We start from the raw sequence: 4,799 nt of genomic DNA on the forward strand, positions 1-4,799 counted from the left end.
GACGTCCGGCACAATGTCGACATCATCGGGCCGGCGGCAACGGTACCGCCGAAGGAGGTGCGCATGTCCGACGAGCGGGTCGACGCGGGGGAGCTCGGGGTGGACGATTCCGGGGAGCGGTGGCTGACCCCGGGCGTCGGAGCCGTCGGCGCGGCAAGCTTCTTCTCCGATTCCGGCCACGAGATCACCACATCGGTGCTGCCGGTATTCATCACCGGGACGCTGGGCGCTTCGGCAAGTGCCCTGGGCATCGTCGACGGCATCAGCGACGCGCTCATCGGCGTCATGAAACTGGTCGGTGCCTCGCCGGCCAATGACCGCACCAAGCGCGGTCGCACCGCGTCCGGCGGCTATCTGGGCACCGCGCTGGCCACGGGCGCGATCGGCGCGGCGACCGCGGTATGGCAGGCGGGTATCTTCCGTGCTTTGGCATGGGTCTCCCGCGGGTTGCGCTCGCCGTCGCGCGACGCGCTGCTGGCGTCGCTGAGCCCGAAATCGGCCCACGGCAGAGCTTTTGGATTGGAACGGGCGGGAGACAACCTCGGTGCGGTCGCCGGTCCGTTGCTGGCCGCGGGTCTGGTGGCCTGGGTCGGCGTTCGGCCGGCCTTGTTCCTGGCAGCCATACCGGGCCTGTTCGCCGCCCTGGCGATCCTCGTTGCGGCGCGCGAAGCGCGGCGCAGCGGCCAGACATCGTCGGAGCCGGTAGCGCGGCGCCTGCAACTTGGGGCATTGCGCGACGCGGGGATGCTGCGCGCCCTGCTGCCGGTCGCGCTGTTCGAATTCGGCAACCTCGCGGCGACGTTACTCATTCTGCGGGCGGCGCATCTGTTTGCGTCACCGACCCGATCGCTGACCGCGGCCACCTCGCTGGCCATCCTCGTCTACGCATGTCACAACATCGCCGCCACCGTTGCCTCACTTCTGGCCGGGCGCTGGTATGACCGCGCCGGTCCCCGCGCCGTATTCGTCACCGCCGCAGGCGTTTACGTCGTCGGATACGGGCTGTTTGCCGTCGGGGGCACCGGCGTGGCGCTGGTTGTGGTGGCGTTTTGCGCGGCGGGCGTGGGCATCGGCCTCGCCGAGCCCATCGAGTCGGCGGTGGTGTCTCAGCTACTTCCGGATCGGCTGCGCGGCAGTGGTTTCGGGGTTCTCGGTGCCGTGCAGGCCGCCGGGGATCTGGTGGCGACCGTGGTGGCCGGGTTCCTGTACACCCTGGTGTCTCCCGCGGCGGCCTTCGGGTATGCCGCGGCGTGGATGGCCGCGGCGATGCTCGCCGCCGGCCTGTTACGGCCACGCTGAGGCGGTGCCGACGCGATACTCGGCGGCACTCGGGGACTTGCATCGTGGCTGAAGTGGGTAAACAACATCCACGCCTCGGGAGCGTCACGTTTGCACACCAGGGTCACGAGCCGGAAGGCGGCAGCGGATGGTTGGTCACGAAGGAGGCCGGTGGGACGTCGCGGCCAAGGACAAGGCGGTTTACCTGCAACGCGTCTCGGACGGCGATGAGCGGTTGTTCGAGGACTCGCTGACACCCGAGGAGGCCCGGGCATTGGCGGGGCTTTTGACGAAGTACGCCGACAAGGCCGGGGAGTCCGGGGGTTCCGGTGAGGCAGAGGACTCCGATGAGTCCGGCCACGGCGACGAGGCCACGTCCGGCGACGAGGACAAGTCCGGCGACGAGGACACGTCCGACGAGGACGAATGACGCTCGGTGCCGACGGCGGCGGGTTGAAAACGCGGATTAGCGGGTAAGCGCCACTCACAGTGCGCAACCAAGATCGTTTCGACGTGATCGCCCGAAAAATGGTCCGGGGGGCATCGGGCGTGTGTTGCGTGCTTCTCGATCGCGACCTGCGGATACGGGCGGCAAGCAAGGACTACGAGCGGGTCACCCTTCGCGGGCACGGCGAACTTCCGGGGCAGTACCTCTTCGACGCCTTCCCGGACAATCCGAAGGATCCGCACGCGGACGGGACGGCCAGGCTCGCGTCGTCGTTGGAGACCGCAATGCGCAGCGGCCATCCCCACACGATGCGGATGCAGCGGTATGACATTCCCGATCCCGCCGCCCCCGACGAATTCCTGCCGAAGGTGTGGAGCCCCACCAACTCCCCGTTGCTCGATCACGGCGAACTGGTGGGCGTGGTGCACACCGTGAGGGAAGTTTCGCAGAGCAGGCAACTCCTCGACGAGGTGGCGCGCGACGTCGATCACGGTGTCCCCTGGGATCCGGCGGATCTGCTGCACACCCTCGAGGCCGTCAGCGCCGTGGAATCCGGCCGACACCGCCAGCGGCAGCAGGAACTGGCCACGGAGAACAGGCAGCTGATGCGCGCCATCGCCACCAGAGACATGATCGGCCAGGCCAAGGGCATGCTGATGGAACGATTCAACATCGACGCCGATCGAGCTTTCGGACTGCTGACCAGGCTCTCGCAGGAGACCAACACCCGGGTCGAGGAGATCGCCCGCAATCTGGTCCAGACGCCGCGCCCGCCCCGTTCGGACTGAGCTACAGAACGTGTAGACCCTGGGCCAGCTGTGACACCCCGACCACCGTGAACAGTGCCACCAAGATGTGGCGGTGGTAGCTCCGCACCCAGTTGTGCAGCACGAGCAAGAGGGTTTGCGTTTTCGCCGGCGCGACCACGTATCCGACCAGAATGACCTCGACGACGGCGTACATCAGGAGGATGAACGCGACGGACGCGCTGGCCTGCGCGGAGACCGATGCCCCCGACGCTGCGATGATCGCCACGATGAACAGGACGCCGTCGACCGGCACCGAGATGATGCCGATTACCCACGCGACCCACGAGGAGCCGCTCTCCCACGCGTCGTGAATGCGGTTGAGTAGCCGCCGGACCGGCGAGGGGTTCCTCACCGACTCCTCCGGGACCCGGGTCAGCAGCCGCGGCATCGGGATCGGCGCGCCTGAGACCATCGACATCTCGGGGGAGCGGGCGTCCTCGGGTACGGGCTGCGGCGTCCGCGGGCGGACGAGAAATCGCACCGTCAGCACGGCGGCGATCGACAGGCCGACCACACCGAGGCCGATCTGGATCTTGCCGAGGGCCGAATTCGTCGAGGGGGATGCCGAACCGTGCGCCACGTGCCCGAACATCGGGGTGAAGTTCAGCAGGAGCAGCGGGATGAGCAACTCGGGTATGCACACCGTCAGGCCGCCGAGCCAGTATGCGAGCAGACTCGGCCCGGGCCGGGGCCGAGAGATCATCAGCAGGGCGAGCCCGAGGCGGACAGGATTGAGCGCGGCCAGGATCCCCAAGCCCAGCACCGACCCCCACATGGTTCGAGGCTCTACCCGCGAGTGGCGGGGTCTAAACGCCGCCGGGGTACATCTGAGAACGTTGAAAATCGGCTCGGCAAAGTCGGCTATGAATCAGCTGTGTGCGCGGAAACATGCTCCTGTGCAACGGATTCCGGCCGTGCCGCCGCATGCGTAGCGGCGCAGGTGAGGCAGCGGTTCTGCGAGCCGAGGATGCACCGGCGTAGCTCGCCGGTTTCGGGGTAGTCGGGTTAGCGGGCCCGCACGGTCGGCGGGTCCTGGCGAAGTTCGTGCCCGCGATGGGTGCGTGAGATCAATCACAACTTGCCTGCGTGACGGCCTGCCCTGGCGCGCGTAGGGGCTCATCGGCAAACGTAGCCCGGCGGCTGGTGTGTCCGATGAAACCCGACCGGCGACGCCGCCACGCCTCGAGGCGAGACCGCCACGGGCCGCTCGTTGATAGCTATGCGGCAGCGGGATGTGGCGCGGATTGCGGCGATGACATGGGCTTTCGCATAGCAAGCGTCCATACCCTTTTGCACGGTGCGCGTGTGAGATTCGACATCTGAGCGATCGACGCTAGGCTGGTACGCGAATATCCGTGAATGCGCTGCTAGAGGCCATTTAGGGACGTTTTCGCGGAACTGAGTTCGGTGGCGCCGCAGGCCACAGGCGGCAGCGTCGGGCCGAAACCGGAAGTCAGAAGCAAAGATTCGGTGACCATCCGGGCCGCGTTCTGCTTGTCGACGTCGGCAAACGCGGAACGCCGATGGGTGGGCACGATCGCGCGGGCGACAGAAGCGGCCACCGGGGAGTGAGATATCCAACACCGGCGCGACACGGTCTTTTGCTGCGCAGCTACGCAACAGTGGGGCAGTAGAATCCGTCGTGGATCGGGTTATGTAGGAACGGAATTCAGATGTTTCGGGGAGTGATCGTTGGGTATCCGCGCAGCGTGGATCGCGACGCCGATGGTCGTATTGCGGGCGCGCACCGGGTGCGCTGTTCGGTAAACAACGATTGTCGGCTCGGGGCCGCAATGGGTACCGCGACGATCGCGTTGCGGCGCCACCCCTCACGACCGAGCTCATCGGTGCCGGTATTCGACGGCGGAGCTGGTCGATATTGTGGCCCGGCCTGACGGCTCAATCCTTAAGCGCTGCAAAAAAGTTCGGCGCGCCCGTGCAAGATGTTTACGGAATTTACGCTGGTGTAAGGGGGTCCATCCGTTGCCGCTCAATCCGTTTGATGACGACAATGGCAGTTTTTTCGTCTTGGTCAATAACGAAGAACAACACAGTCTTTGGCCAACATTCACTGTCATTCCCGCCGGTTGGAGAGTAGTTTTTGGAGAAGCCGACCGCGCCACCTGCCTGCATTACATCGAAGAAACCTGGCCCGATATACGGGCGAAAAGTCTGCGCGACACGCTGACCGCTCCGGTTCGTGATCAATAAGCCGGCGTCGGTATGAAGGGTTTCGGGGTCAACTTTTTAGTGGGGGGCGTGTA

General features: G+C 66.0%; 6 protein-coding genes. 4 read left to right on the forward strand and 2 right to left on the reverse strand.

Annotation, left to right across the window (positions count from 1 at the left end; translation table 11 throughout):
• Positions 1-63: 63 nt before the first annotated feature.
• From B9D87_RS04635 to B9D87_RS04645, 3 genes are all read left to right on the forward strand, one after another.
• On the forward strand, positions 64-1,299 hold the full coding sequence (locus tag B9D87_RS04635; protein ID WP_007775881.1) for an MFS transporter: 1,236 nt from the start codon (positions 64-66) through the stop codon (positions 1,297-1,299).
• A 127-nt stretch (positions 1,300-1,426) separates the two neighbouring features.
• Positions 1,427-1,708: a hypothetical protein gene (locus B9D87_RS04640; RefSeq protein ID WP_007775880.1), complete on the forward strand. Its 282-nt coding sequence runs from the start codon at positions 1,427-1,429 to the stop codon at positions 1,706-1,708.
• Positions 1,709-1,767: 59 nt separating this feature from the next.
• Positions 1,768-2,514, forward strand: coding sequence for an ANTAR domain-containing protein (locus tag B9D87_RS04645; protein ID WP_007775878.1), 747 nt, complete (start codon positions 1,768-1,770; stop codon positions 2,512-2,514).
• Between the two features lies 1 nt (position 2,515).
• On the opposite strand, the gene B9D87_RS04650 is transcribed toward B9D87_RS04645, so the two are convergent.
• Positions 2,516-3,310, reverse strand: a complete 795-nt coding sequence (locus tag B9D87_RS04650; protein ID WP_007775877.1) for a GAP family protein — start codon at positions 3,308-3,310, stop codon at positions 2,516-2,518.
• Between the two features lie 592 nt (positions 3,311-3,902).
• Positions 3,903-4,097 carry a hypothetical protein gene (locus B9D87_RS04655; protein WP_007775875.1) on the reverse strand — a complete coding sequence of 65 codons (195 nt, stop codon included), beginning with the start codon at positions 4,095-4,097 and terminating at the stop codon, positions 3,903-3,905.
• Positions 4,098-4,518: 421 nt separating this feature from the next.
• Here B9D87_RS04655 and B9D87_RS04660 point away from each other — a divergent pair, with 421 nt between their 5' ends.
• Positions 4,519-4,746 carry an MbtH family protein gene (locus B9D87_RS04660; RefSeq protein ID WP_007775874.1) on the forward strand — a complete coding sequence of 76 codons (228 nt, stop codon included), beginning with the start codon at positions 4,519-4,521 and terminating at the stop codon, positions 4,744-4,746.
• Positions 4,747-4,799: the final 53 nt, after the last annotated feature.

The organism is Mycobacterium colombiense CECT 3035 (assembly GCF_002105755.1).
GTDB classification, from domain to species: domain Bacteria; phylum Actinomycetota; class Actinomycetes; order Mycobacteriales; family Mycobacteriaceae; genus Mycobacterium; species Mycobacterium colombiense.

Excerpts from the sequence above, each read along its gene's own strand:
- B9D87_RS04640 (WP_007775880.1), top strand. The coding sequence starts at position 1,427 with ATGGTTGGTCACGAAGGAGGCCGGTGGGACGTCGCGGCCAAGGACAAG.
- B9D87_RS04635 (WP_007775881.1), top strand. The coding sequence starts at position 64 with ATGTCCGACGAGCGGGTCGACGCGGGGGAGCTCGGGGTGGACGATTCC.
- B9D87_RS04650 (WP_007775877.1), bottom strand. The coding sequence starts at position 3,310 with ATGTGGGGGTCGGTGCTGGGCTTGGGGATCCTGGCCGCGCTCAATCCT.